Here is a 24,029-nt window from a genome sequence, read left to right as displayed (position 1 = left end):
TCGGCGGGTTGATCCGCGACGAGAACGGAGGATTCGGGTGGAACGGTCGGGCGCGAGGTGCGGTGACGACGCTCAGGTGATGTCGAAGGTGAGGCCGGAGTGTTCGACGAGGGCATCGATGTAGGCGTCGCCGAGCGCCGTGGCCGGGGTCCAGAAGCCTCCTGCGGCGTCGCTGTCGGCGAGGGTGGTGGCGGCCTCGGCCAGCATCTTGGCCGTGGAGGCGTACCCGGGATCGCGGTCACCGGTGACCGTGGCGGTGAGCTCGTCTCCCGACGCGGTCGTCCCGTGGAAGCGGATGTCGAAGAAGCCGGCCTCCTGCTTCTCGGGCGACGGTCCCTCGCCCGGTTCGGGCAACACCTTGCCCATGACCGAACGGATCGGGCCGAACGCGACCGCACCCATCGCCGAGGCCAAGGCGGCACTCGTCGCCATCGCCTTCGCCCGCCCGGACCAGCCGTCGCCGGTCATCATCGCTTCGCCGTAGGTGAAGTCATCGCCCCACGGATGTCCGAGCAGCGAGTGGGTGCGGAAGACGACGCGAGTGTTCGTGGCGGCCATCACGAAGGGTGCCAACCACGACTCGTGTCCGTCGTCGTACACGGGCAGCGTGACGTTCGGCTGATCGACACCCGAACGGTCACCGGTCTCCGCCAACGCATACGGGTTCGCGAGGATCTCGCGCAGGCTGGGATCGGCGGACGCCTCCTCCATCATGTTCATCATCGAGGCGATCGTGCCGCCGCTCGCGCCACCCTTCGCCGCCTTGACCGCCATGCTGATCGACGAACACGGTTCGCCGAAGCGCTCCTGGGCTTCCCGCTGCACGAACCACACGCCCATGTCGGACGGGACGGAGTCGAATCCGCATGAATGGACGATGCGAGCACCGGTTTCGACCGCTCGGTCCTGATACCGATCGATCATGCGCTGCATCCAGTGCGGTTCGCCCGTGAGGTCGACGTAGTCGATCCCGGCTTCCGCCACCGCGGCGACCAGCTTCGAGCCGTAGAGCGCATACGGTCCGACGGTCGAGATGACGCAGTTGGTGTGCGCACACATCTCGGCGAGACCGGCGGCGTCGTCGGCATCGACCACGATGCGATCGACCGCGGCGCCGGTGTTCGCGGCGACCTCAGCCAGCTTCTCACCGTTCCGACCGGCAATCGCCCACGAGACATCGCCGTCGCTTCCATGGCGGCGGACCATGTATTGCGTGAGGATCTGACCGACGAAACTGGTGGCTCCGAACAGGACGACGTCGTGGGTGCGGGCGCTGCGTGGCATGAAAAGACCGTACCCGGAATATCCGGGGACATGGGTGGGCTGACCTGCCCATGCGTCAACGGCTCGCGCCCGAGCACCGCGAACTCACGACCTTGGCGTTGGCGCTGGTCTTCGCGATGTCGACATGGTTCTCGACGGCCGCCGTACTCGGACAACTGCGCGTCGCCTGGGACCTGTCCGACAGCCAGGCCAGCTGGCTGACGATCGCGGTTCAACTCGGGTTCGTCGTCGGGGCGGTCGTGTCCTCGTCGACCAACCTCGCGGACCGGGTCACCCCGCTCCGCCTGATCCTGATCGGGTCGATCGGCGCGGCGGCAGCGAACGCGCTCGTGGTCGTCGCCGACGCGTATCCGGGCGCCGTCGCACTGCGCTTCGTCACGGGAGGTTTCCTCGCTCTCGTGTACCCGCCGGCCCTGAAGGCGATCGCGGCGTGGTTCGTTCGATCCCGGGGTCTCGCGATGGGGGTGATGATCGGAGCGCTCACCGTCGGCTCGGCGCTCCCCCACCTCATCAATGCGCTGGGCGGGCTGTCCTGGCAGGCGACGCTGATCGCCGCATCGGTGGTCACCCTCGTCGGGGGAACGATCGCCGATCGGGCCTGCCGACCGGGTCCACACGCTCGCCCGTCTGCAGCGTTCGATCCCGGACAGCTGGCGGCGATCGTCCGCAACCGCGAGTTCCGACTCGCCAGCGCCGGCTACTTCGGTCACCAATGGGAGCTGTATGCGATGTGGGCGTGGATCGCGGCGTTCTACGGCGATGTCTTCTCGTCGACTCGCGTCGCGAGCTTCGCCGCATTTCTCGCCATCGGCGTGGGTGCGGCGGGATCGGTGTACGCCGGCCTGATGAGCGATCGCCGCTCGCGTCCCCGAGCGGCGGCTCTCGCGATGAAGTGGTCCGCGGCGGCGGCGCTGGTGACCGGATTCCTGGTCGACGTGCCCCCCATCGTTCCGTTGACCGCGGGCATCGTGTGGGGCTTCTGGGTGATCGCCGACAGCGCACAGTTCTCGGCGATCGTCTCGGAGACCTGCGACCAACGGTTCGTCGGCACGGCGCTGACGCTGCAGCTGGCCGCCGGATTCATCCTGACCGTGTTCACGATCTTCCTGGTTCCCGTCGTGCAGAGTGCGTTCGGCTGGGGGTGGGCGTTCGCGATGCTCGCTCCGGGCCCGCTGCTCGGAACGTGGGCGATGCGCCGCCTCGAGCAGCCCGAGCCGACGCCTGCCTACAGGTACTGACCGGTCGCGACCCGCTCGATCGCCTTGCCGCCGGCGACGTCCTCGTCGGCGTGCTCGGACACGAGGGTGCGGATGAAGACGATCCGCTCGCCCTTCTTTCCGGAGATCTTCGCCCAGTCGTCGGGGTTCGTGGTGTTCGGCAGGTCCTCGTGTTCCTTGTATTCCTGCTTGATCGAGTCGAGCAGGTCCTGCGTGATCACGCCGCGCGCTCCCCCGCCGATCACCCGCTTGATCGCCAACTTCTTCGCCCGTCGCACGATGTTCTCGATCATCGCTCCCGATGCGAAGTCCTTGTAGTAGAGGACCTCCTTGTCACCGTTCTGATACGTGACCTCGAGGAACCGGTTCGCCTCGTCGTCGCGGTACATCTCCGCGACGGTCTGGTCGATCATGTCGGCGACGTCGTAGCCCTCTCCGATCGGGATCTCGTCGCTCAGGTAGTTCGCGAAGATCGACGAGGCAGCGGCCTCGTTCGGGCGTTCGATCTTGATCTTCACATCGAGTCGACCAGGACGCAGGATCGCGGGGTCGATCAGGTCTTCGCGGTTCGTCGCGCCGATCACGATCACGTTCGTGAGGCCTTCGACGCCGTCGATCTCGGCGAGCAACTGCGGAACGATCGTCGACTCCATGTCGGAGCTGATGCCCGAGCCGCGGGTGCGGAACATCGAGTCCATCTCGTCGAAGAACACGATGACCGGCCAGCCTTCGTCACTCTTCTCCCGGGCTCGCTGGAAGACGAGACGGATCTGCCGTTCGGTCTCGCCGACGTACTTGTTCAACAGTTCGGGACCCTTGATGTTGATGAAGTAGCTCCGACCCTTGCCTTCACCGACCTTCTCGGCGACCTTGTTGGCCAAACTGTTCGCGACGGCCTTCGCGATCAGTGTCTTGCCGCAGCCGGGTGGGCCGTAGAGCAGGATTCCCTTCGGCGCCGGGAGACGGTGCTCGGCGAACAGGTCCTGGTGCAGGAACGGCAACTCCACCGCGTCGGCGATCATCTCGATCTGGTCGTCGAGTCCGCCGATGTCGGTGTAGGAGATGTCGGGCACCTCCTCGAGCAGCAGGTCCTCGACCTCGGGACGGGCGAGTTTCTCGAGCAGCAGGTTCGAGCGCACGTCGAGACGGAGGTGGTCGCCGGTGCGGATGATCGTGCCGCGCAGTGAGTCGGCGAGCTCGCAGACCCGTTCCTCGTCGGCGCGCCCGACCACCAGGGCACGCACACCGTCCTCCATCACCTGCCGCACGGTGACGACCTCGCCGGTGACGTCGGGGTTGCGCGCCAGCACGACGTTGAGGCTCTCGTTCAGGACGACCTCGGCACCGCGATCGAGCAACTCGTGATCGATGTCGGGATGCAGCGTGACGCGCATCTTCCGACCCGAGGTCAAGACGTCGACGGTGTGGTCGTCGTTCTTGCCGACCACCACGCCATAGGCGGACGGTGGCTGACTGAGCTTGTCGACCTCGTCGCGCAGCGTCGAGATGTGCTCACGGGACTCGCGCAGCGTGTACGACAGCTTCTCGTTCTGCGCCACCGCCTTCGCGAGTTGGCCCTTGGTCTCCAGCAGCCGCTCCTCGAGGGACCGGACCCGACGCGGTGCGTCGGCGAGACGCGCGCGCAGATGGTCGATCTCCTCGGTCAGCGCCTCGACCTGTTGCGTGAGTTCTGCATCGGTCGCCATCGCCTCAAGGTACACCGGCGACAGGTGATCATGTTTGCACGTGCTTGGCCGTGTAAACTCTTCACAGGGAGGAAACCTCCACCCACATCCCAACCCGAGAATTCGCAGGAATTCCCCACAAGGAGCCCCACTGACATGAAGGTCTGGATCGATCAGGATCTGTGCACCGGCGACGGTCTCTGTGAAGAGATCGCCCCCGACGTCTTCACGCTGCTCGACGACGGACTTGCCTACGTCGTCGAGGGTGACAAGGTTTTCGCCGAAGCCAAGGGCAACCCGCAGGGTGCCGACGGTCTCGCCGAATTCCCCGACAACCAGCTCGACGCCGTCGTCGAGTCGGCCGAGGAATGCCCCGGCGAGTGCATCTACATCGAGCCCTGAGGTATCGACCGGGGTCAGATTCCCGCTGACACATCCTCGCTCGGCGACCCGACCACGAGTCCGGGTTCGTCGGGCGGGTCACCCTCGCTGAGGCCGATCCGATCGTGGAGGCGGCGGAGGGGTCCGGGTGCCCACCAATTCCAGTCTCCCGCGAGTTTCATCAGTGCCGGCACCAGCGTGGAGCGGACGATGAACGCGTCGACCAGCACGGCGATCGCCAGTCCCAGGCCGAACAGCTTGATGAACGTGACGCCTGACGTCGCGAAGGCGAAGAACGTGATCGACAGCAGCAACGCCGCGGCGGTGACCAAGCGACCGGTTCGTTCCAGTCCCGTTGCGACGGCGAGATCGTTGTCACCGGTCCGGTCGTACTCCTCCTTCATCCGGGAGAGCAGGAACACCTCGTAGTCCATGCTCAGCCCGAAGGCGACACAGAACATCAGAATCGGCATCGCGGTGTCGGTGAGCCCCGTCGGGGTGAAGCCCAGCAGGTCCGCGCCATTCCCGTCCTGGAACACCCAGACGGTGAACCCGAACACGGCGGTCAGGCTGAGGGTGTTCAGCACGATCGCCTTGAGCGGCACCAGCAGCGAGCCGAACATCAGGAACAGCAGCACGAACGTCGACACGACGATCAGGCCGGCGGCGAGCGGAACCCGGGAGAAGATCGCCTCGTTCGAGTCGACGAAGCTCGCCGACGCCCCGCCGACCGCGACCAGCTCGAACGGCGAGTCGACATCTCGCACCTCCGCGATCATCGCCTCCGCCTCGGTGGAGATCGGTTCGACCGACGGGACCACGTTGAACCACGTCACGTCGCCGTCCGCCGAGGATTCGGGTGCGAACCGGGCGAGCGACGGGTCGACAGGGGCAACCATCGCGCCGTCGGCGAACCGGCCGACGGCACTGTCGACCCGACCGACGCCGTCGACGGTCGACACCTCGGCGGCGTAGGCGGCGATCGCCGCATCGTCCACCGCTCCGATCGCGACGATCGGGTAGGCATCGCCCTCGGCGGAGGTGAATTCGGTCCGCAGCATCTCCGATGCCTCACGAACCGGCGCCGACTCCGGGAGCACCCGGTCGTCGGGCGTCCCCCACCGCACGCCGAGGAATGGCAAGCCGAGAGCGACCAGCAGCGTCACCCCGGCCACCGCGACCGGGATCGGCCGGCGCATCACGGTCACTGCGAGGCGATGCCAGACGCCGTCGCCGACCCGTGGCACCCGCCGCCGGATGATCCGCCCGGCATCGACCTTCGGCCCCAGCACCGCGAGCAACGCCGGAAGGACCACGACCGAGATCAGCATCGCGACGAGGATCACGCCGATCCCGCCGTAGGCGAACGAACGAAGGAAGTAGAGCGGGAAGATCAGCAGCGCGCTCAGGGAGATCGCCACGGTCGTGGCGCTGAACGCAACGGTTCGTCCGGCGGTCTCGACGGTGCGGACCACCGCATCCTCGACGGTGCGTCCACGCTCGCGTTCTTCACGGAATCGGCTGACGATGAACAACGAGTAGTCGATCGCCAAGCCGAGCCCGAGCGCCGTCACGAGGTTGATCGAGAAGATCGACACCTCGGTGAACAGCGTGATCAGGTACAGGACGAAGAACGCTCCGAACACCGAGATCATGCCGACGAGCACGGGAAGCCCGGCGGCGACCGCGCTCCCGAACACGACGAGCAGCAGCAGGAGGGTGAGGGGAACCGCGATCGCCTCCGCCCGGGCCAGATCGCCCTCGATCGTCTCGCCGATCGCCGTGAACACGGCTTCACCTCCGGCCAGATCGACCCGCACATCGTCCCGCTCCAGCCCGTCGTAGGTCGCCAGGACGGCTTCGACGTGTTCGGTTCGCTCGGCGTCGTCGTCCGCCCCCGGGAATCGCAGCAGGACCAGCGCCCGAGTGGCGTCGTCGGAGCGCAGCGCCTCGGGCGAACCGAGCGACCAGTACGACGTGACCTCGTCGGTTCCCGTCTCGGCCGCGAGGTCGGCGGTCAACTGGCCACCCGCGAGCGCGATGTCGGGATCGTCGACCGTCCCGGAGGTGGCTGTCACGATCGCGACGAGGTCCGCTCCCCCGGTCCCGAACTCCGCGGCGAGGAGATCGGTCGCTCGACTGGACTCCGATGCCGGGTCGGCGAATCCCCCGGTGGACAGGCGCCCGAATACGCCGACGCCGACCGTGATCGCAACGAGCAGGCCGACCAGCGAGATCGCGATGACCGCTCGGCGGCGCCGGACGACGAGGTGACCGAGTGCAGTGAACATGACGTGTTCCGTTCGACTCGTGGTGTGTGGCCCGATGCCCACACCGGTTTAGGTGTACATCTGTTACCTAACAGGTGTACACCTACGGATGTCAAGCGCTAGGATGGTGACCATGGCCACACGGAGCAGCACGCCGACCGATGCGACGCGACGTCGCAACGCCCGCGGCGAGGGCGACCGGTTGCGCGTGGACCTGCTCGACGCCGCCGCCGAACTCATGGCCGAACACGGAACGATCGAGGGAATCTCCCTGCGCGCGGTGGCCCGACAGGCCGGCGTGTCCCCGACCGCGGTGTACCGCCACTTCGACGATCACCTCGACCTGCTGCGCGAATCGGTGGCCCGGTGCTGGAGGAACTTCTACGACGTCATGGTCGAGGCCCGTGACAGCACCGACGACCCGTACGACGCGTTCCGGGCGGCGGGCGATGCGTATGTTCGTTTCGCCATGGAGAAACAGGGCCAGTACCGAGTCCTCTTCTCGAACCGCATCCACCTCGACGTGAGCGATGTCGACTTCCCCGCCTCGATGGAATCGCCCGACGACTCGCTCGACGCCGGTTTCTCGGCATTCCAGGTTCTGGTCGACCTCGTGACGGCGATCCTCGAACGCAACGGTGACGATCGGGACGCCGACTTCGTCGCCTTCCAGGTGCACGCCTGGATCCACGGCATCGTCGACCTCGTCGGCTGCCACCCGAACGTTCCGTGGCCGAGCACGGACACGATGCTCGACGGGCTCGCGACGGCGCTTCGTCTCGATCGCCCCTGATCAGTCGGCGGAAGGTTTGCCGAGGAACCGGGCGACACTGAGGAAGCCCGTGTGGGCGACCATCCGATGGTCGGGACGGACCGCTTGGCCGTCGATGTGCCAGCCACGATGCAACACCTCGATCGTGCGACCGTCGATCCACTTGCCCTTGAGCGCCTCGCGCACCTGGGCGGCCTGGGTGATCGACGGCGTGTAGGCGAGCAGGATGCCTCCCGCCCGGAGCACGTGCTCGGCATGCGGCACGACCTGCCACGGCTCGGGAAGATCGAGCACGACCCGGTCGAACGTGCCATGGGCGAGATCGATCCCGTCGTAGCTGCTGGCGATGTGGACCTCGTACCGGTCGAGCGCCTCGGCCCCGAGGAACCCACGAACGTTCGTCTTCGCCCGGTTCGCAAAATCCTCGCGGATCTCGTAGCCGACGATCTCGGCCCCGTAGCGCAACATCGTGGTCGACAGAGCGCCCGAACCGATCCCGCTCTCGAACACCCGCATCCCCGGGCCGATGTCGGCGAGCATGCAGATCGGTGCGAGGTCCTTCGGATAGATCACCTGCGCGCCGCGCGGCATCTCGATCACGAAGTCCTCGAGCGTCGGGCGGAGCACGACGTACTCGCCGTTCTTCGTCGACCGCACCCGACATCCCTCGGCCTGACCGATGATGTCGCTGTGGCGGACGAACCCGGCGTGGCTGTGGAACTCGCCGTCGTCGGCGAGATCGATCAGGTATCGCCGCTTCTTCGAGTCGAGCAGCACCGCCTTGTCGTCGGCCGTGAACAGGGTGGTCATCGTCGTCCTCGTTTCCCGAGTACCAGTTCGACCGGTACCGGATCGTGTGCGCTGGCGGTGTCGACGAGTCGACAGAATGCGCAGGTCTCGCCTGTGGTCGGGGCTCCGCAACGGACGCAACGGCGGAGATCGCCGCTCGCCGCCGCCGACTGCTCGGCCAGGAGTGGTGCCATGTTGTCGATGAAGTTGAGGTAGAACGCCGACTTCGTGCTCGGCGATTCGCGCTCGATCGCGTTGAGCACGTCCTTGTGATGGAGGTGGCGATTCCCGGCGGCGATCGGGCACTCCTCCACCAGATAGTCGATCCCGCGGAGCAGGCACCATGCGGCCGTCTCACGCTCCGTCAACCGGACGAGCGGCTTCGCTTTGCGCGGGAACCCGTGCTGCGCCGGGAGCACCGGCAATTGACGCGCGAGATACTCGATGTCCCAGTGCAGAACGTTGCCGAGCAACACGGCCGCCTCGTCGTCCAGGTTGTGACCGGTCACGACGACGTCGTAGCCGCCGTCGATCGCCGCCTGGTCGAACAGGTGCCGCTTCGACATTCCGCACGCCGAACACGGCGCACGCTTTGTCGCCCGCGCTGCGGTCGGGATGTCGTACCCGAAGGTGTCGCGCAGATCGACCGTGATCAGGTGCAGCCCGCGGTCCGCTGCGAACGCGGTGACGTGCTCCGTGGACTCATCGGAGTAGTCGCCGATTCCGAGGCCGACGTACAGGCCGTCGGCGCGGTAGCCGGCCTCGATCAGCATGTCCCACACCGCGAGCGAGTCCTTGCCGCCGCTGACGGCGACGAGGATGCGGTCGTCGGGTCCGAACATGTCGTAGTCGTCGATCGCCTTGGACATCTGACGCCGACACAACTGCAGCAGATGCTCGGCACAGAAGTTGGCGTTGTGGCGCGGGAGGTCGATCACCGCAGGGGCTTTGCACGAACGACATTTCGATCCCGATGCGACCACTCAGGCTCCCCCGGAGATGACGGGGCGGATCTCGACGGTGTCGTCGTGTGCGAGTCGGGCATCGCCGGGAACGAGGGTGCCGTTGCAGATCACGAGATGGGACTCGCGGACCAGGTCGAGCGCGTCGAGCAGGTGATTGACCGTCCGGTCGCCATCGACCTCGATCTCCCGCTTCGGGTTGCGCATCTTCACCAACATCGACCGACAGGCTACGGCCAGTCGGTGCCGCGCTCCGTCGTCTCGACGACGAACTACTTCGTCTTGACGACGATCCGGGCGTCCGGATGCTTTGCCTGTGCCGCTGCGACCGCTTCGGCGATGACGCTGGCCCGCTTGGCCTTCTTGTTCGTGCCGGCACGCTTGAGCTGCCTGCGGGACTGCGGCTTGATGTTCGTGACGCGGATGAAGTCGTTCGACTTGACCCGGAACCTGCCGATCGGTTCGGGCTTCTTGCGGAACATCCCTCGGAGATCCTGGCTGAGGATGAGCGCGACACCCACCACCTGCCACGTTCGGTTCCCACTCAGGAACCCACGGCGGATGGCGTTCGTGCGGACCAGGGTCGGCCCGCCCACGAAGTACAACGCGAGTGCACGCCACATCACGCTTCCGCCGTCGACACCACGCTTGACCGCGGTCTTGCGGATGACGGCGCGTGGACGCAGCGCGTACGGCAGGATCGACATCAGACCCGGCGGATCTCGACGATCGCGCTCTTCTTCTTGCCCGCGCGCTTGCCGAGCAGGAACATGACGATCAGTAGCACCATGCCGACGCCGCCGGCGACCGTTGCGATCGACATCTTCTGGTCATCGACCTTGCCCTGGACATCGCCCTGGAACGCCTGCAGCTTCTCGCGCAGGTCCTCCGGCGTGATCTTCGTGGGGGTCTCTGGTTCCGTGGTGGCCATTTCGATGCTCCCCGTCACTTGGGTTCTTTGTTGAGGGTCGACTTCTTCACTCGTTGCAGCGTGATCGCCAGGAGGATGATCGTGATCACCAGCGTGATCGCGTAGGCAGCCCACGAGAGCGAACCCGTCGAGAGCCGGTCGACCTCGGTCTGCAGGACACGCAGGATGCCGAACAGGATCAGGACCAGTCCCAGCCCCATCGCGAGTGCTGCTCCGGCGCCGTAGCCGAGCCAGCGACCGGCCCCCTTGAGCGGGCCGACGGTCTCCTGCTTCGCGTACGACTTGACGAACTCGATCACCTCGCCGAGCGAGGCGTCGTCCGGCTTCTTGGTCCCGACCGTACGGGTCTGATCGCTGGTGTCTGGCACGAGACGTTTCTATCAGATGATCACGACAGGCGGAACTTCAGGGCGGCCTCGACATCGTCGAGAACCTCGTCGAGCACCGCGAGCCGAGCGCTCGGACCACTCGCTGCGAGCAGTCGATACCGATCGGCAGGCCCGATCGGAGCGAGTGAGGCGAGGTGGTAGGTGGCGACGAGTGGGTCATCGGCGATCTCGGTTTCCTCGAGGTCGACCTGCACGTCACCCAGTTCCATCGCCATCGCGAGTGCCGCACGCACACGCCCATGCGTCGCGGCGACCTCGACGGCGAGATTCGGCGGATCTGGATCGACGTCGGGGAAGTCGTCGACGTCGGCGAGTGGATACGGGTCGTCGGGGAGCCACGCGTTGACCCTGATCCGTCGGACCCCCACCGCCACGATCGCGTACCGCTCCGTGTCGAGTGCTTCGATCTGGATCATCTGGGCCACGGTTCCGATCATCGCTCGTTCGTCGCCGCCGCCCGCCTCGTGACCATGGGTGATCAGCGTCTGACCGAACTCAGGCGTGTTCTCGGCCTGCAGGCAGTCGATCACCATCTGGCGGTACCGCGGCTCGAAGACGTGCAGCGGGAGCACGCCACCGGGGAGCAGCACCGATCCGAGCGGGAACATCGGCATGACGGCCATCGGCCGACCGTACGCCTCGAGCAACCCGGGCGCTCAGCGGGGACCGAGCGAATCTGTGGTCGGGCCGGCCGGGTACGTGGCGAGCCGCTCCCCCAACACGCTCCAGAGCCCGCGGTAGGTCTCGACGTCGGTGACGTCCGGAGAGTTCGCGATGAGCACGAACTGGATCGTGCCGGGGCCGGGTCCCGCAACCGGATCGACGTAACCGGCGAGTGCCTTCACCGCCGGTGGATCCTCCTCGACGGGCGGATTGTCGAGGGTGCCGGTCTTGGCCCGGAGGCGTCCGAGCATCGGGCTGTCCTGGAACTCGTCGCTCAGCGTTCCCGTCACACCTGCGATCGGGAGACCGGCGTCGATGGGACCACCCTGACCTGCCTGGAGCACCTCGAGGACCGCAGCGCAGGTGACCCGATTCGCCGCGCTCAACCCCGATCCGTCGCGGAGGACGACGCCGTCCAGCGGGACGCCCTGGGCTTCGAGACTGCGGACCATCGCGTCGAGGCCGGCACCACGGGTTCCGGTGGCCGAGTCCGCGACACCGATCTCCTTCACCAGCATCTCGGCGGTGTTGTTGTCACTGTTGAGCAGCATTTCGATCACGACGTCCGACAGCGGCGCCGAGGTGATGGTCGCCACCACGGGGACGTCGGGACCCGCGGCGCCGCTCGTCCAGCCGTTGTCGACCTGGATGCCCCGGTCGTCGAGCAACCGGACGAACTCCTGGGCGGCTGCCTCGTTCGGATCGCTCTCACCTCCGTCGTTTCCCGCGACCCGGGAGTCGTTCACCATGAGGGCGTCGTACGGACCGGCATCGTTGTAGGCGATCCCTTCGGCCCAGCCCGGCACGACGAACTCGTCGTCGTAGCGGGTTCCGTCACCCACGACCGCGCCCCGGACCCGGGTGACGCCGGCCGCGACCAGGTCGTCAGCCAGCGACTCGAACGGTGTCGGGGTCGTGACGGGCAACGAGTCGAACTCGGCGACCGGGTAGTCGCTGCTCGTGAGCAGCGGGTCGCCTCCACCGATCAGATAGATGTCGCCCTCGATCTCGCCGTCACTCGGTGGTGGTGCGTTGACCGTCGTCGTGAACGTGTGATCGGCCCCCAACACATCGAGTGCCGCGAGCGCCACGAGGAGCTTCTGGTTGCTCGCCGGGATGACCGGAAGGTTCGGATTCGACGACGTTGCCACCACGCCGTCGACCGCCACCGACGCACAGGACTCGGGACCGATGAAACCCAGGAGCGGGTCGACGGCTCGTCCGAGCTCGGCAGCGCTCGCTTCGGCGGCGATCGGAGCGGGAGTCCTGCGATAGTCGAGCACGCCCGTCGCCAAGACGGGAGCGGTTCCAGAACCGGTGTCGTCCTCGGCTCCGACGGGGTCGTCCCCGGGCACCGTGCTCTCCGGCACGACCGCACCGCGGAGGTCGGCCTCGAGCACGGACGCATTCCCGCTCGCCTCGTACTCGTCGGCGGTCTCGTCTGCCCAGCGGTTGAGCACGAGCAATCCGATCGTCGGAACGATCGCGATCAGGACCAACGCGATGAGCGGCCCGCGTGCGTAGCGAAGCGGCTCCGCGACGATGTCGATGCGGTCGTCGGACCACAGTGCGTCGTCGTCGGGATCGGTTCGCAGGTCGTCGCTCACCCGATGATCCCCAGGTCGGCCGGCGACGGACCGGACGGGTAGGTGTCGAGCACGTCGGCAAAAGAGTCCCAGACGGGCCGATATTCGCTCTGGTCGGAGATCGTCGGTCCGTTCAGCACCAACGCGTACTCGACCGCTCCTCCGCCGTCGATCGGCAGGTAGCCGGCGAGCGCCTTGACCGCCGGGGGATCCGCATTGAACGGCGGGTTGTTCAGGGTTCCGGTCTTGCCCAGCAGCCGACCGGCGACGGCATGATCGATGAACACGTCGGACAGCGTGCCCGACTCACCGGCGACCGGGAGCGCGGCGCCGATCGTGTCGTCGGGTCCCGACCGTTGGAGAACCGTCAGCAACGCGGCGCACGTGAGGCGGTTCTCCATGCTCAGGCCCGATCCATCACTGAGCACGATGTTGGTCATGTCGATGTCCCACTCGGCAAGCAGCTCCGCGATCGCATCGAGCCCTGCTTGGCGGGTGCCACCGGCGTCCGGCGACACTTCGACCCCGATCTCCTTCACGAGCAGCTCGGCGGTGTTGTTGTCGCTGTTGGTGAGCATTTCCTCGACGATGGCAGTGAGCGGGGCGGAGTCGATCATCGCGATGTCCGTCTGGCTGTCGAGCGACGAAGCGCTCCCGGCGAGCCCCTCCCCACTGACCACGATGCCACGATCGCGCAGCAACCGGGTGAACTCGCGGGCCGCAGCACTGTTCGGCTCGTCGGCGCGTCGATCCTCGCCGAGCACGCGTGCGTCGTTGACCAGCACCGCGTCGTACGGACCTCCTTCCAGGCCGGCGACACCATTGCCCCAACCAGGAGCGAAGAACTCGTCGTCGTAGCGGCCGCCGTCGCCGACGACCGATCCGTTGATCTGGGTGATTCCGGCTTCGCTCACACGGTCGGCGAGCGTGTCGAGCGAGGTCTGGTTGAACACCGGACGTCGTTCGAGGTTCGAGGTCGGATACCAGTCCGACGACAGCACAGGATCGCCGCCACCGACGAGGACCAGGTTCCCGTTGACCACGCCGTTGACCGGCGCGGCGGGCGCGACCACGCGGGTCGTGTACGTGTGGTCGTCGCCGAGCAGTTCGAGCGCTGCGGCGGCGACGATGATCTTCTGGGTGCTCGCAGGGATCACCGCGATGTCCGGGTTCTGCGCTCCGACTTGCTGGCCGTCGACGCTGACGGCGACGCAGCTGCGCTCATTGAGTTCCGGCGTGAACCCGGCGACCGCGGAGACGAACTCGTCGACGTTCGCGTCGCGTGAGATGACCGCCGGCATGCGACGAAAGCTGAGCATGCCGTTGGCGAGCGGCTCCTCGGGCAACGGTGGATCGACGATGGTCGACGGAGGCGGTGGCGCCGCCATGTTGTCGTCGTCGCGACCGTCGGCGAAGGCGAAGACGCCGTACAGCACGAGCGCCGGCACGAGCGCGAACAGACATAGCACGATGAACGGGCCGGGGCCCGTTCGCCTCGAACCTCGTGACGGCTCGCGCGCCTCGAGACGATCCATGGCCGGACGGTTCACGATGAGCGCGCGCGTTGGAACTCGACGCGCCGGAGCAGGTGACCGAGCGCCGCCACGGCACGCTCACCGCTCGGGTAGCAGAGACGGCCCGACGCGCGTACGGCGACCGGGCCCGCGTTCGTGGGGTCGGCGACGGCGAGTTCGGTGGCGGTGAGGATCGGCTTGCCGGTCCGGACGCTGAGTTCGTGCGCGGCTTCGGCGAAACGCGTGTCCTGACGCTCGTGGTACTCCACGATGCGCTCGAGACCGTGGTCGGGGTAGAAGCGGCCGTGGCGCATCATCTGCGCTTGGTTCGACTGGATGCCGAGTCCGAGGTAGATGATCGAGTGCACGTCGGGATGGGTCGCCACGAGCTCCATCACCTCGGGAATCGTGTCCCGGGTCTCACCTCCGGCACAGTCGATCGGATTGTTCCGACTCCACCGCGGCGGCAGCTTCTGATCGACCGCAGCGAGCAGGTCGTCGGGAAGCTCGAGCAGGTGCAGATCCGGATCGCGCGTGATCGCGTCGGCGGTGACGACACCCCAGCCACCCACCGTGGTGAGCACGACCGTGTTGGGACCGGCGGGCAGCGGCTGCGTCGCGAAGGTCGCCGCGGCCTCGAAGGCCGATTCGATGCTGTCGGCCCGGGTGAGCCCGGCGGCCCGGCATGCGCCGTCGAACACCTTGTCGTCCGCTGCGAGCGCTCCCGTGTGGCTCGCCGCCGCCTGGGCTCCGCCTTCCGTTGCGCCGCCCTTGACGACGACCAGCGGTTTGCGTGCGGCGGCATCGGCGAGTCGGCTCATCAGCCCGCGTCCATCGGTGATCCCTTCCACGTAGGCGAGTCCGACCGCGGTGGCATCGTCATCGGCGTAGAAGTCGAGGTAGTCGGCGACGCCGACGGCAGCGGCGTTGCCGGCGGAAACGGCGCGGCTGATGCCGACACCCGTCGAGCGTGCATGGTTCAGGAAGCTCGACACGAAGTTGCCGGACTGGCTCGCAACGCCGATCGCACCCCTCGGGGGATACGGCGCCACGATCTGCACGCACATGTCGACGGGCGTGCTGACGACTCCCTGACCGTTGGGTCCTGCCAGCAGGATGCCGAGGTCGTCCGCCAACGCGACCAGGTCGGCCTGCGCGCGCTGGCCCTCCTCCCCCGCCTCGCCGTAGCCGGCCGACGTGAGGAATGCCGCGCGGATGCCCTTCGCGGCGCACGCGCGGAGAAGATCCGGGTTCGCAGCCGCCGGCGTGCAGACGAAGACCAGGTCGATCTCACCGTCGGGAAGTGCGTCGATGTCGGCGACGGTTTCGACGCCGAGCACGGTTTCGCCCTTGAGGTTCGTTCCGAACACCTTGCCCGAGTATCCGTTCGACAGCAGGTTGTGCAGCGAGACGAAACCGAACTTGCCGGGATGAGTCGATGCCCCGGTCACCAACACGCCCCGCGGTTCGAACAGCGCCCGGAACTGCTCGTCGGTCGGGCGGGGCCGCAGCGCGGGGTGGCCGGGCTGCGGTTCCCCGATCTCGACGAGTCCGTCGACGGCGACCAGTCGGCCTGACGGCTCGACGATCAGCGGGTTGATGTCGACACTGAGCACGTCATCGCGTGCGTCGGCCAGTGCTCCGAGGCCGACCAGCAACTCGATCAGCTGGTCGCGATCGACCGCCTGCTCACCGCGGAATTCTCCGAGCAGACGTTGAGTGGCGAGACCGTCGATCATGTCGGCGGCGGTCGGCGTGTCGAGCGGCGCGGGCCGGAAGACCACGTCGGCGACCGCTTCGGCGAGGATTCCACCGACGCCGAGCATCACCATCGCGCCGAACTGCGGGTCGCGTACGACGCCGGCGATCAATTCGCGATTGCCCGAGATCATCGGGGCCACGAGGACGTCGACATCGCCATCGTCGGGCGTCGCTGCGGCCAGGAGGTCCTCCGCAGCCTGTTCGACCGCGGCGCGATCGCCGAGGCGGAGTCGGACGAGGCCGCGCTCGGTCTTGTGCGCGATCGCGTCGCCGTTCAGCTTGGCGACGACCGGGTAGCCGATCTCGTCCGCTGCTGCTCCCGCTCCTCCGGGTGAGGTGACGAAGCGCTCAGGCGCGATCGGGACGCCGTGCTCGGCGAGGAGTGCCTTCGAGGCGCGTTCGGACAAGGTCGTGGAGCCAGCCATCGCCGTTCACCGTACTTTCGCCGGACCCTCGCACCCCGGCATCACCCCCACGAAATGTCCGTGGGTGCCCGGTCGGACGGACCTTCAGGTACGCGGGGGTGAGATCGCGTAGGTGAGGACGCTCTTGGCGAGCAGGTCGCCGGTGGTCGCGCCGTAGGCCTCGGCCTCGCAGAACACCGTCCGGCGACCGCGTCGCGTGATCCAGCCCTCGGCGATCGCGTCCTGGGCTTTGTCGCCGCCCACGATGCCGCGGATGTACTGAACGTGCATGTCGACGGTGGAGTAGTTGGTTCCCGGTTCGAGGATCGCTCCGACCGCCGGCACCATGACGTGGTCGAGGAGCGAGGCGAATGCTCCGCCGTGCATGAATCCGGCCGCCTGCAGCAATTCGTCGCGGAACGGCAGCCGCATGCGGCAGTAGTCGCGACGGATGTCTTCGACGATGAGACCGAGCAGCATCGGATACGTGGTGGTACCGCTGCTGCCGAAGCGCATCCACCGCTGGGTGGTCTCCTCGTCGAGTGGTTCGTAGCGGTCGGCGCGTTCGGGGGTGAAACTCACGACGGCTGTTCTAGCGCGGACCGGAAGAAGTCCATGATGTGTGCCCGACGTCGGGCCAATGCTGCTTCGGTCATCGGGTCCTCGTCGAGCAGACCTTCGAGGAACGGAGCGTCGGAGAAGTAGCTGAGCAACGCGCCGTAGCCGGTGAGCAGGAGTTGTGCCGCGTCCTGGTCGCGGAACACACCGGCGGCCATCTCACGTTGGAAGTAGCGGACGGCCTCGTCGAACATCGGCCGCAAGGTGGCAGCGAGGTCGATCGCGAGGTGGCTGCCGCCGTCGATCGCCTCGCGCCGCATCAGGGTGACGTACGACGGGTTGTCGGCGAAGAAGCGGAATCCGGCGTCGAGAACCTGGTCGACCTTCTCCAGGCCCTTCGAGGGAGCGCTGATCGATTCGGCGAGCCGCTCGAACCAATCCGAGAGGAGCTGTTCGAACACCTCGTCGTACAGCGCTTCCTTCGACGGGAAGTGATGCAGCAGGCTCTGGCGCCGAATGCCGACCTCGGCGGCGATGTCGTTCAGCGACGTGCCGCTGTAGCCGGCATGGGCGAAACACTCACGCGACGCATCGAGAATCTGCTCGCGCGTCGTCCGACCGCCCGTTGCACTCTCGTCCGACATGGATCGACCACGCTATCCCCCGGTCCCGGTGAGCATTCACACGTCGTCGTGATGCGTGACGCCCCGGTTCAGGTCGGGGCCGAAAATCGACGAAACCGCCGACCCGGCGGGATCGGCGGTTTCGTACGCGGCTCGTGGAGAGCGACGGAATGTGTCAGCTGGGCGGGTAGACGCCCATGTCCTTGGCCTTGTCGGTCTGCCAGAAGATGCCGGCGATCTCGTCGATGTAGGCCACGAGCTGCTCACCCACGGCGGGATCCATCGACTTCTTGGCTTCACCGGCTTGGTGGATGGCCTTCCAGAACAGTTCGTGCAGCTGCGGGAACTCCTCGAAGTGCGCGGGAGCGAAGAAGTCGGCCCACAGCACCATCAGGTGATGCTTGGTCTCCTCGGCGCGCTCCTCTTTGATCGAGATGCAACGGGCGCGGAAGACCTCGTCGTCGGAGTCCGCGTACTTCTTGGCGGTCTTGACGACCGAGAGGGCCTCGATCTTGGCCTGCGCCGGGTCGTACACCCCGCAGTAGAGGTCGCAGTGTGCGTGAGCAACGGTGGCCGAAGCGAAGAGCTTGCCGATCATGTGTTTCTCCTTGGGGGAAATCGAGGATGGGACGCCGCGGAGCGTTCCCGATGGGTCTCCCTCGAAACCTACACTCCCGGCGTGACCCGACGCTCACCTGGTCGATCCTCGTCGGCACATCGTTGGCCGTTTCGCCGCTTCGTCGTCGCCGACCGCTCGATGGAGCCCACGCTGCACGCGGGTCAAGGGCTGATCGGGTTCCGCAACCGACGGGTGTCGGTGGGACAACTGCGATGCTTCGAGCACCCGCATCAGCCGTCGTTCTGGATGGTGAAACGGGTGGTCGACCACGACGGGACCACGATGCGCGTCGAGTCCGACAACCGATCCGTTCCGACGGTCGATTCACGCCGGTTCGGAGCCGTTCCGATCGCCGACTCCTACCGCGTGGTCGTACGCATCCCGACGCGCTGGATGTGACCGACGCGGCCGTCACACCTACTGTTCGCCCGATGGCCGTCTATCTCTGTCACGAACAGCCCGATCTGTACGAGCACGATGCCCACGTGATCGACGCTCGTCCCGGAGCCGTCGTCCTGTCACGCTCGGCGTTTCACCCGGGAGGCGGCGGCCAGGTCAGCGACATCGGCACGATCGAAACCGCTGATGGTGCCATTGAGGTGACCCACATCGAACCGGACGGCGACACGTGGTGGCACGTGTTGTCCGACGCCGACGCGACCATCGAGGGTGACGTGCACGTGGCGATCGATGCCGACCACCGGCTGCGGGTCGCCTCGCTGCACACGATGAGCCACGTCCTCAACGCCTTGGTGTTCGACGAGTTCGAGGGCTCGCTCGTCACCGGAGCGCAGATCAACGGCGACGGCACCGGCCGGATGGACTTCGACCTGTCGGCGATCGACAACGACCGCCTTCGAGCGCTCGCCGAGCCGGTCAACGACGTGATCGCCCGCGGGCTGGAGGTTCGCGCCGTCTACGTCGACGCCGACGAAGCGGCCGCGACCCCGGGCCTGGTTCGATCGATGTCGGTCGCCCCTCCCCCGACGCCGGATGGTCGCCTCCGGCTGATCGACGTCGACGGTCTCGACCGCCAGGCGTGCGGGGGAACGCATCTCACCAACACCGGGCAATCGCGACGATTCGAGATCGGCAAGATCGAGAACAAGGGCAAGCACAACCGGCGGGTCCGGTTCCGACTCGGCGACTGAAGTCGCTCGGGCCGCCGGCCTGCGGCCGATCGCTGTTTCGTGAACCGTTCGTCGCCGTTGGCCTCCTGGTCCGAGCCGCGCTGCGAGACTCGGTGCCATGGATCGTCGCCGCGTCGCCGCACTCGTGTCGCTCCTGCTCGTCGGTTCGGTGGTGGCGGGTCTCCTCGCGACCGCGGGTGGCGACGATGCAGACGGAACGGCGGCGGCAACCACGGCTGCTCCGGAGTCTTCGCCGGCGACCACCACCACTCCCCCGCCCGTCGACGACTCGTCATCGGCTGCGTCGCCTCCGCCCGAATCATCGACGACGGCTCCGTCCACCACGCCGGCCACCACGGTCGACGCCGATACCCCCGAACTCCCGAACCGCGGGCCGCATCCGGAGTTCCTGCCGGTACAGGAATGGCTCCAGACCGATGCCACGTCGTTCGACGACTTCGACGGCACGGTGGTCGCGGTCCAGTTCTGGACGTTCGGTTGCAGCAACTGCCAGGCGACGTATCCGCACATGCGGGATCTCCACGCCAAGTACAGCGGCGACGACTTCGAGATCGTCGGCGTCCACGCCCCCGAGTTCGACCACGAACGTGACGTCGACGCGATCGCGCAGGCCGCGTCGGACAACGGACTCACCTGGCCGATCGCTGTCGACAACGAGAAACTCAACTTCCGGTCATGGCAGGACCGTCGGTTCTGGCCCCGGATCTTCTTGATCGACGCGGACGGAAACGTGCGCTACGACCACATCGGCGAGGGGGCGTACGACGAGATCGACGCGGCCGTCGGTGCGTTGATCGCCGAGAGCAAGGCCTGAGCGAGCGGGCGACGTCCCGTCCGGTGTCCGATGATCGACGCATTCGTCGAAGGCGTTCGCTCGATCACGCAGGTGTGTCACCTCGTGATCCTGGCCCCCGTCGGGCTGATGGTCGTTGCCGCCCGCGGCCGTTGGACAGCGGTCGCCGGCGCAATCGCCGGGGTCGTCCTCGGGGGATGGATCTTCGCGGCCAACTGGTTCGGACCGATCACGGATTCGGAACTGCGGGTCTCGGCGGTGTTCGTGATCGTCGATGGCGTGGTGCTCGGCGTCCCACGGCTGCTCGGTCGGAACCGATCGACGTGGCGGGGCAGGATCGGGAGCACGCTGCAGTCCGGCGGCGGCACGGCAAGCGTGTGCGGTCTCGTCGGTGTCGTCGTGGTCCAGTGGTGGCGACCGTGCGTGGGGACCGAACTCGGTTCGATCCTCACCGCTGCGCCCGGCGACCCGTGGGGTGAACTGCTCCCCACGATGGGCTTCATGCTGGGCATCTCCACGCCGTTGATGGTGCTGGGATCGATCTATGCGGTGTGGTCGCCGAGTACACCGGTGGCGCGACGGCTCGGGTGGGTGGGTGCAGCCGGTGTGTGCGTGCTCGCCGTCTCCGTGGTTGCCGGCCAACACGGTGAGATCGTGTCCCGCCTGTTCGAATGGAGTCAGTAGCTACCCTCCGACGCATGCAGATCGTTTCCGCACTCTTCGTCGAGAACTTCGAGATGCGCGAGGCCGCCGGGCCGTCGACCCGCATCGACATGACGGGCGTGATGTTCTCCCAGGCCAGCCCGTCACCGGTCCCCGTGACGTTGAGCCCGCATCTCGTGGCGCTGATCTTCTGCCCCGAGGGCCAGTCCGGCAGCGGTGTGTTCGAGGTCGTGTTCCGGCGCGGTCTCGACGAGGACAGCGAGCAGATCGCGCGCAACGTCAGCCCGTTCACGGTCGAGCCCGGCAAGTTCACGTATCGACTGGTGAAGGGGGAACTCGACTTTGCCGAGTACGGGCAGATCTTCGCCCACTGCCGGGTCGACAAGGACCCCTGGCACATCGTCCCGTTCACGCTGCTGCCACCGGCCTGACGCGTCCGTGCCTCGCGTCGAAGCCACCCGCACCGTTCCGGTTCCGCTCGAGATCGCGTTCGCCGTGTCGCAGACGCACGGCCCGATCCGCCTGGAGTGGGACCCGTTCGTGCGCAGCCAGCACCTCATCGACGCCGACGAGCCGGCCAAGGGTGTGCGTACCCGAACGGTCTCTCGACACCGCTTGAAGATGACCTCCGAATACGTGTCGTATCGCCCGCCGACGCAGGTCGGGATGAAGATGGTCGAGGGTCCCTGGTTCTTCTCGAGCTTCGGTGGTGGCTGGACGTTCGCAGCCGGGGCATCCGACCAGGAGACCCTCGCGACCTGGCGCTACACCTTCCGTGCGCGACCGACCTGGTTGGCACCGATCGCCGATCGTGTGGGCGTCTGGCTCCTCGGACGAGACATCGAGAAGCGGCTGGAGGCATACGCGGCGGCGTGCCGCAACCCGAGCGTCCTCGCGGCCGTCCACGGCTGACCGATTCGACGCAGGAATCCGACGCTTTCTGAAGGCCCGGTCGGACTCTCCACTATCGTCACGCGCGTGTCGTTGACCGAACAGCAGGATTCACAAGCCGTCTCGCTCATCCGTGGGATCTCGATGGACGGGCCGCTCGCAGCGAACAGCGGCCACCAGGGCACCGGTATGGCGCTCGCTCCTCTCGCCCATGTGCTGTACAGCCGGGTGATGAAGCACGATCCCGCCGATCCCCACTGGCCCGACCGGGACCGATTCGTCTTGTCGAACGGCCACGCGTCGATCATGCAGTACGCGATGTTGTTCCTGTCCGGCTACGGGCTCGAACTCGACGATCTGAAGAACTTCCGCCAGTGGGAGTCGGCCACGCCGGGTCATCCGGAGGTGAACCACACCGCCGGCGTCGAGGTCACGACCGGTCCGCTCGGCCAGGGTTTCGCGAATGCGGTCGGCATGGCGGTCGCCGAGGCGAACCAGCGGGCGCGTTTCGGGTCCGACGCCGTCGATCACCACACCTTCGTGATCGCCGGCGACGGCTGCATGATGGAAGGGATCAGCCACGAGGCGGCCGACCTCGCCGGTCACCTCGGGCTCGGTCATCTGATCTGCATCTTCGACGACAACAAGATCACCATCGACGGTGCAACCGACCTGGCCACCGACGTCGACATGGCCGAGCGATTCCGGGCGTACGGATGGGACGTCGTCGAACTCGGCGACATCGCGAACGACCTGGATGCGTTGGAGGCCGCCCTCGAGGCGGCGAAGTCGACCGACAAGCCGTCGTTCCTGATTCTCCGCACGCACGTCGCGCATCCGTCACCGAAGTGGGAGGACGATCACAGCGCCCACGGAAACCCGTTCTCCGCCGAGGACGTCACCGAGACCAAGCAGGTGATGGGCATCCCGGACGAACCGTTCTGGGCACCGGACGAACTCGTGAGCGCCTACCGCACCCATGTCGGCGAGCGTGGCGCAACCGCACACGCCGCATGGACGGCGCCGGACTCCGCCGACTGGGCTGCCGCCCACGGCGCGACGGGACTCGAGGGTTGGGATGCCGACCTTCCGGCGTACGAGCAGGGCGAGTCACTCGCCACGCGCAAGGCGATCCAGAAGGCGCTCGACGAGACCTACGCCGGCCTCCCCGGCCTCATGAGCGGCTCGGCCGACCTGAAGGGAAGCAACGGGGTGGCGCTCGGCGAGTCCCATCCGTTCTCCAGCAAGGCGCCCGACGGCCGGTACCTCCACTTCGGAATCCGCGAGCACGCGATGGGAGCAATGGCCGTCGGGATGGCGCTGCACGGCGGAGTCCTTCCGGTCACCGCGACGTTCTTCGTGTTCGCCGACTACATGCGCCCACCGATCCGTCTCGCCGCGATCTCCGACGCGAAGGTGTGTTTCGTGTTCACCCACGATTCGGTCGGCGTCGGTGAGGACGGCCCGACGCACCAGCCGGTCGAGCAACTCGCCAGCCTCCGCGCGATCCCGAATCTGCACGTGATCCGCCCTGCCGACGGCAACGAGACGATCCACGCCTGGGCCGATGCGGTACGCCACGACGGGCCGAGCGTGCTCGTGCTGAGTCGTCAGGACATCGAGGTCACGACCGACGGATCCGCCGTTGCGCGTGGCGCCGGGATCGTGCGCCGGACCGACGGCGATCCGGCCGTGGTCCTCGTCGGCACGGGCAGTGAAGTCGCGGTGTGCGTCGAGGCCGCTTCCACGCTCGCGGAGAACGGCATCGCCGCTCAGGTCGTGTCGCTTCCCAGCATGGACCGGTTCCAGGAGCAGGACGTTGCGTTCCGCTCCGAGATCTTCCCGGACGGGGTGCCCGTGCTGTCCGTCGAGGCCGGCGTCACCTTCGGGTGGGCTGCGTACGCCGATGATTCGATCGGCATCGACCGTTTCGGTGCCAGCGCACCGGGCAATCTCGTCTTGGACAAGCTCGGCATCAACGTCGGCCACGTCGTCGAGCGGGCAACCGCCCTCGTCAACTGAACATGCCACGGTGAGATGTGAGACCGACACTCGGTCCTCGAACTCACCGCAGCGAACATCAACCCCGCTCCGGTGAGATGTGAGACCGACAGGTGGTCTCA

26 protein-coding genes are annotated in these 24,029 nt (G+C 67.0%); 10 read left to right on the top strand and 16 right to left on the bottom strand.

The window, feature by feature from the left end; all coding sequences use genetic code 11:
- Positions 1 to 72: 72 nt before the first annotated feature.
- The gene (locus ON45_RS14435) at positions 73 to 1,284 is read right to left on the bottom strand and encodes a saccharopine dehydrogenase family protein (protein WP_040494698.1); all 1,212 of its coding nucleotides are present in this window, start codon (positions 1,282 to 1,284) and stop codon (positions 73 to 75) included.
- 50 nt (positions 1,285 to 1,334) lie between these two features.
- On the opposite strand from ON45_RS14435, the gene ON45_RS14430 reads away from it, so the two are divergent.
- Positions 1,335 to 2,522, top strand: coding sequence for an MFS transporter (locus tag ON45_RS14430; protein WP_040494697.1), 1,188 nt, complete (start codon positions 1,335 to 1,337; stop codon positions 2,520 to 2,522).
- Here ON45_RS14430 and arc read toward each other — a convergent pair.
- The gene (arc, locus tag ON45_RS14425) at positions 2,510 to 4,207 is read right to left on the bottom strand and encodes a proteasome ATPase (RefSeq protein ID WP_051063104.1); all 1,698 of its coding nucleotides are present in this window, start codon (positions 4,205 to 4,207) and stop codon (positions 2,510 to 2,512) included. The genes ON45_RS14430 and arc overlap by 13 nt on opposite strands.
- Positions 4,208 to 4,342: 135 nt before the next feature.
- On the opposite strand from arc, the gene ON45_RS14420 reads away from it, so the two are divergent.
- On the top strand, positions 4,343 to 4,588 hold the full coding sequence (locus tag ON45_RS14420; RefSeq protein ID WP_040494695.1) for a ferredoxin: 246 nt from the start codon (positions 4,343 to 4,345) through the stop codon (positions 4,586 to 4,588).
- Positions 4,589 to 4,602: 14 nt separating this feature from the next.
- On the opposite strand, the gene ON45_RS14415 is transcribed toward ON45_RS14420, so the two are convergent.
- Positions 4,603 to 6,858 carry an MMPL family transporter gene (locus ON45_RS14415; protein WP_040494694.1) on the bottom strand — a complete coding sequence of 752 codons (2,256 nt, stop codon included), beginning with the start codon at positions 6,856 to 6,858 and terminating at the stop codon, positions 4,603 to 4,605.
- Positions 6,859 to 6,970: 112 nt separating this feature from the next.
- Between ON45_RS14415 and ON45_RS21635 the strand changes: the two genes are divergently transcribed.
- Positions 6,971 to 7,630 (top strand): TetR/AcrR family transcriptional regulator, encoded by a 660-nt coding sequence (locus tag ON45_RS21635; RefSeq protein WP_158412435.1) that lies wholly within the window; start codon positions 6,971 to 6,973, stop codon positions 7,628 to 7,630.
- Here ON45_RS21635 and ON45_RS14405 read toward each other — a convergent pair whose 3' ends face one another.
- The 13 genes from ON45_RS14405 to sodN all read right to left on the bottom strand — a co-directional run bounded on the left by ON45_RS14405 (position 7,631) and on the right by sodN (position 18,387).
- Positions 7,631 to 8,419 carry a tRNA (adenine-N1)-methyltransferase gene (locus ON45_RS14405; protein WP_040494693.1) on the bottom strand — a complete coding sequence of 263 codons (789 nt, stop codon included), beginning with the start codon at positions 8,417 to 8,419 and terminating at the stop codon, positions 7,631 to 7,633. It lies immediately after the preceding gene.
- Complete coding sequence (locus ON45_RS14400; RefSeq protein WP_241432212.1) at positions 8,416 to 9,336, bottom strand: PP-loop family protein; 921 nt, start codon at positions 9,334 to 9,336, stop codon at positions 8,416 to 8,418. The genes ON45_RS14405 and ON45_RS14400 overlap by 4 nt, the downstream gene beginning before the upstream one ends.
- 45 nt (positions 9,337 to 9,381) lie before the next feature.
- Complete coding sequence (locus ON45_RS14395) at positions 9,382 to 9,579, bottom strand: MoaD/ThiS family protein (protein ID WP_040494691.1); 198 nt, start codon at positions 9,577 to 9,579, stop codon at positions 9,382 to 9,384.
- Positions 9,580 to 9,632: 53 nt separating this feature from the next.
- Positions 9,633 to 10,067 carry a hypothetical protein gene (locus ON45_RS14390; protein WP_040494690.1) on the bottom strand — a complete coding sequence of 145 codons (435 nt, stop codon included), beginning with the start codon at positions 10,065 to 10,067 and terminating at the stop codon, positions 9,633 to 9,635.
- Positions 10,067 to 10,291 carry a hypothetical protein gene (locus ON45_RS14385; protein WP_040494689.1) on the bottom strand — a complete coding sequence of 75 codons (225 nt, stop codon included), beginning with the start codon at positions 10,289 to 10,291 and terminating at the stop codon, positions 10,067 to 10,069. The genes ON45_RS14390 and ON45_RS14385 overlap by 1 nt, the downstream gene beginning before the upstream one ends.
- Before the next feature lie 14 nt (positions 10,292 to 10,305).
- Positions 10,306 to 10,659 (bottom strand): phage holin family protein, encoded by a 354-nt coding sequence (locus tag ON45_RS14380; protein ID WP_040494688.1) that lies wholly within the window; start codon positions 10,657 to 10,659, stop codon positions 10,306 to 10,308.
- A 20-nt stretch (positions 10,660 to 10,679) separates the two neighbouring features.
- Positions 10,680 to 11,303: an LON peptidase substrate-binding domain-containing protein gene (locus tag ON45_RS14375; RefSeq protein ID WP_040494712.1), complete on the bottom strand. Its 624-nt coding sequence runs from the start codon at positions 11,301 to 11,303 to the stop codon at positions 10,680 to 10,682.
- A 33-nt stretch (positions 11,304 to 11,336) separates the two neighbouring features.
- Positions 11,337 to 12,950 (bottom strand): D-alanyl-D-alanine carboxypeptidase/D-alanyl-D-alanine endopeptidase, encoded by a 1,614-nt coding sequence (gene dacB, locus ON45_RS14370; protein WP_040494687.1) that lies wholly within the window; start codon positions 12,948 to 12,950, stop codon positions 11,337 to 11,339.
- Entirely contained in the window at positions 12,947 to 14,464 is a 1,518-nt protein-coding gene (gene dacB, locus ON45_RS14365) for a D-alanyl-D-alanine carboxypeptidase/D-alanyl-D-alanine endopeptidase (protein WP_040494686.1), read from the bottom strand. The genes dacB (ON45_RS14370) and dacB (ON45_RS14365) overlap by 4 nt, the downstream gene beginning before the upstream one ends.
- Before the next feature lie 11 nt (positions 14,465 to 14,475).
- Positions 14,476 to 16,629: an acetate--CoA ligase family protein gene (locus ON45_RS14360; RefSeq protein WP_051063101.1), complete on the bottom strand. Its 2,154-nt coding sequence runs from the start codon at positions 16,627 to 16,629 to the stop codon at positions 14,476 to 14,478.
- Between the two features lie 84 nt (positions 16,630 to 16,713).
- Positions 16,714 to 17,190: a PaaI family thioesterase gene (locus ON45_RS21630; RefSeq protein ID WP_051063100.1), complete on the bottom strand. Its 477-nt coding sequence runs from the start codon at positions 17,188 to 17,190 to the stop codon at positions 16,714 to 16,716.
- A complete protein-coding gene (locus tag ON45_RS14350) occupies positions 17,187 to 17,810 on the bottom strand; it encodes a TetR/AcrR family transcriptional regulator (protein ID WP_040494685.1) in 624 nt (207 codons plus the stop codon). Before ON45_RS14350 ends, ON45_RS21630 begins: the two co-directional genes overlap by 4 nt.
- A 154-nt stretch (positions 17,811 to 17,964) precedes the next feature.
- Positions 17,965 to 18,387, bottom strand: a complete 423-nt coding sequence (gene sodN / locus ON45_RS14345) for a superoxide dismutase, Ni (RefSeq protein WP_040494684.1) — start codon at positions 18,385 to 18,387, stop codon at positions 17,965 to 17,967.
- Positions 18,388 to 18,468: 81 nt separating this feature from the next.
- Between sodN and ON45_RS14340 the strand changes: the two genes are divergently transcribed.
- From ON45_RS14340 to tkt, 7 genes are all read left to right on the top strand, one after another.
- Complete coding sequence (locus ON45_RS14340; protein WP_051063099.1) at positions 18,469 to 18,807, top strand: S26 family signal peptidase; 339 nt, start codon at positions 18,469 to 18,471, stop codon at positions 18,805 to 18,807.
- Positions 18,808 to 18,839: 32 nt separating this feature from the next.
- A complete protein-coding gene (locus ON45_RS14335) occupies positions 18,840 to 19,559 on the top strand; it encodes an alanyl-tRNA editing protein (RefSeq protein WP_040494683.1) in 720 nt (239 codons plus the stop codon).
- Positions 19,560 to 19,656: 97 nt separating this feature from the next.
- Positions 19,657 to 20,373: a redoxin family protein gene (locus ON45_RS21625; protein WP_051063098.1), complete on the top strand. Its 717-nt coding sequence runs from the start codon at positions 19,657 to 19,659 to the stop codon at positions 20,371 to 20,373.
- 30 nt (positions 20,374 to 20,403) lie between these two features.
- Positions 20,404 to 21,036 (top strand): hypothetical protein, encoded by a 633-nt coding sequence (locus ON45_RS14325; protein WP_040494682.1) that lies wholly within the window; start codon positions 20,404 to 20,406, stop codon positions 21,034 to 21,036.
- Between the two features lie 14 nt (positions 21,037 to 21,050).
- A complete protein-coding gene (locus ON45_RS14320; protein ID WP_040494681.1) occupies positions 21,051 to 21,446 on the top strand; it encodes a hypothetical protein in 396 nt (131 codons plus the stop codon).
- A 7-nt stretch (positions 21,447 to 21,453) separates the two neighbouring features.
- Positions 21,454 to 21,927 (top strand): SRPBCC family protein, encoded by a 474-nt coding sequence (locus tag ON45_RS14315; RefSeq protein WP_040494680.1) that lies wholly within the window; start codon positions 21,454 to 21,456, stop codon positions 21,925 to 21,927.
- 66 nt (positions 21,928 to 21,993) lie between these two features.
- Positions 21,994 to 23,928, top strand: coding sequence for a transketolase (gene tkt, locus ON45_RS14310; RefSeq protein WP_040494679.1), 1,935 nt, complete (start codon positions 21,994 to 21,996; stop codon positions 23,926 to 23,928).
- The last annotated feature ends 101 nt before the right edge of the window (positions 23,929 to 24,029 follow it).

Source organism: Ilumatobacter nonamiensis YM16-303, assembly GCF_000350145.1.
Classification (GTDB): Bacteria; Actinomycetota; Acidimicrobiia; order Acidimicrobiales; family Ilumatobacteraceae; genus Ilumatobacter_A; species Ilumatobacter_A nonamiensis.
This window is presented reverse-complemented; position numbering and strand designations above follow the sequence as displayed.

Bases quoted from the DNA above. Each gene is read 5' to 3' on its own strand.
- ON45_RS14420 (WP_040494695.1), top strand. From the start codon at position 4,343: ATGAAGGTCTGGATCGATCAGGATCTGTGCACCGGCGACGGTCTCTGT.
- ON45_RS21635 (WP_158412435.1), top strand. From the start codon at position 6,971: ATGGCCACACGGAGCAGCACGCCGACCGATGCGACGCGACGTCGCAAC.
- ON45_RS14325 (WP_040494682.1), top strand. From the start codon at position 20,404: ATGATCGACGCATTCGTCGAAGGCGTTCGCTCGATCACGCAGGTGTGT.
- ON45_RS14320 (WP_040494681.1), top strand. From the start codon at position 21,051: ATGCAGATCGTTTCCGCACTCTTCGTCGAGAACTTCGAGATGCGCGAG.
- ON45_RS14415 (WP_040494694.1), bottom strand. From the start codon at position 6,858: ATGTTCACTGCACTCGGTCACCTCGTCGTCCGGCGCCGCCGAGCGGTC.
- ON45_RS14395 (WP_040494691.1), bottom strand. From the start codon at position 9,579: ATGTTGGTGAAGATGCGCAACCCGAAGCGGGAGATCGAGGTCGATGGC.
- ON45_RS14335 (WP_040494683.1), top strand. From the start codon at position 18,840: ATGGCCGTCTATCTCTGTCACGAACAGCCCGATCTGTACGAGCACGAT.
- arc (WP_051063104.1), bottom strand. From the start codon at position 4,207: ATGGCGACCGATGCAGAACTCACGCAACAGGTCGAGGCGCTGACCGAG.
- ON45_RS14430 (WP_040494697.1), top strand. From the start codon at position 1,335: ATGCGTCAACGGCTCGCGCCCGAGCACCGCGAACTCACGACCTTGGCG.
- ON45_RS14405 (WP_040494693.1), bottom strand. From the start codon at position 8,419: ATGACCACCCTGTTCACGGCCGACGACAAGGCGGTGCTGCTCGACTCG.
- dacB (WP_040494686.1), bottom strand. From the start codon at position 14,464: ATGGATCGTCTCGAGGCGCGCGAGCCGTCACGAGGTTCGAGGCGAACG.
- ON45_RS14375 (WP_040494712.1), bottom strand. From the start codon at position 11,303: ATGGCCGTCATGCCGATGTTCCCGCTCGGATCGGTGCTGCTCCCCGGT.
- ON45_RS14435 (WP_040494698.1), bottom strand. From the start codon at position 1,284: ATGCCACGCAGCGCCCGCACCCACGACGTCGTCCTGTTCGGAGCCACC.
- ON45_RS21625 (WP_051063098.1), top strand. From the start codon at position 19,657: ATGGATCGTCGCCGCGTCGCCGCACTCGTGTCGCTCCTGCTCGTCGGT.
- ON45_RS14390 (WP_040494690.1), bottom strand. From the start codon at position 10,067: ATGTCGATCCTGCCGTACGCGCTGCGTCCACGCGCCGTCATCCGCAAG.
- sodN (WP_040494684.1), bottom strand. From the start codon at position 18,387: ATGATCGGCAAGCTCTTCGCTTCGGCCACCGTTGCTCACGCACACTGC.
- ON45_RS14385 (WP_040494689.1), bottom strand. From the start codon at position 10,291: ATGGCCACCACGGAACCAGAGACCCCCACGAAGATCACGCCGGAGGAC.
- ON45_RS14360 (WP_051063101.1), bottom strand. From the start codon at position 16,629: ATGGCTGGCTCCACGACCTTGTCCGAACGCGCCTCGAAGGCACTCCTC.
- ON45_RS14350 (WP_040494685.1), bottom strand. From the start codon at position 17,810: ATGTCGGACGAGAGTGCAACGGGCGGTCGGACGACGCGCGAGCAGATT.